This window comes from Clostridium sp., from assembly GCF_051656525.1.
Lineage (GTDB): Bacteria > Bacillota > Clostridia > Clostridiales > Clostridiaceae > Clostridium.
Genome location: NZ_JBOGCC010000117.1, coordinates 1 through 1,020 on the forward strand (window position 1 = coordinate 1; position 1,020 = coordinate 1,020).

Below are 1,020 nucleotides of genomic sequence, written 5' to 3' on the forward strand. Positions count from 1 at the left end.
AATTAATGGTAGTTGATTGTCATGGATGGTTAGGGCTTACACAAGGAAATGGTGATGTAGGAAAATACTTTACAAAACAATTTGGTTTTGGGCATACAACACAGTATAGTGGAGGATTTTTCTCAACTTGGGCTAACTCATTAAGTAATACAAAAGGTGTTTTATTAGAATATCCTGAAACTACAGATGATTTCTCTATAGTGGAAAGTTATGCAACAAAAACATTTAATGCAATTATAGAGATAATAAAAGGTTCAAATGGAAATGGTGGTTCAGGTTCAGGAAATGAAGGTGGTTCAGGATCAGGTAGTGGAAACATTACAGTAGGATCTAAAGTTAAAATAACAGGAACTCACTGGGCTACAGGTCAATTAATACCTGACTGGGCTAAAAATACAACACATACAGTAAGTAAAATTGATGGGAATAGAGCATTATTACAAGAAGTTACTAGTTGGATTTATTTAAAGGATATAGTTTTAGCTGATGGTAATGGATCAGGTTCTGGTTCAGGAAATGGAGAAACAGCATATAATGCCACTGGAAAAGTTATAAATGTAACTTCAACACTAAATGTAAGAAGTGGTCCAGGGACATCATATTCAGCAATAGGAACATTAAATGGGGGAGATAAAGTAACAATAACCCATAAGGTAAAACCAAGTGGAGAAAATTTAGATTGGTATAAAATAAAATTTGGATCAGGAACAGGATATGTAAGAAGTGATTTTGTTGAAGTGGATAAAGGAAGTACAGGTGGAGATGAAGCATTTAATAAAACTGGAAAAGTTATAAATGTAGAAACTAATTTAAGAGTAAGAAAAACACCATCTACATCAGGTGAAGTAGTAGGTACTTTAAATGCTAATCAAACTGTTAGTATTACACATAAAAATGGAGAGTGGTATAAAATATCTTCACCTATGGTTGGCTATGTTCATAGTGATTATATTAAAGTTATAGGTGAAGCTGTAGATGATACAGTTACTGGAAATATGGACTTATTCTCTAAAGGAACAG

The 1,020-nt window shown here is 32.9% G+C and carries 1 protein-coding gene; it reads left to right on the top strand.

Annotated elements, in window-relative coordinates; genetic code table 11:
* A partial coding sequence (locus ACRDDY_RS05220) for an SH3 domain-containing protein (protein WP_438563916.1) occupies window positions 1-1,020 on the top strand: 1,020 nt, incomplete at both ends.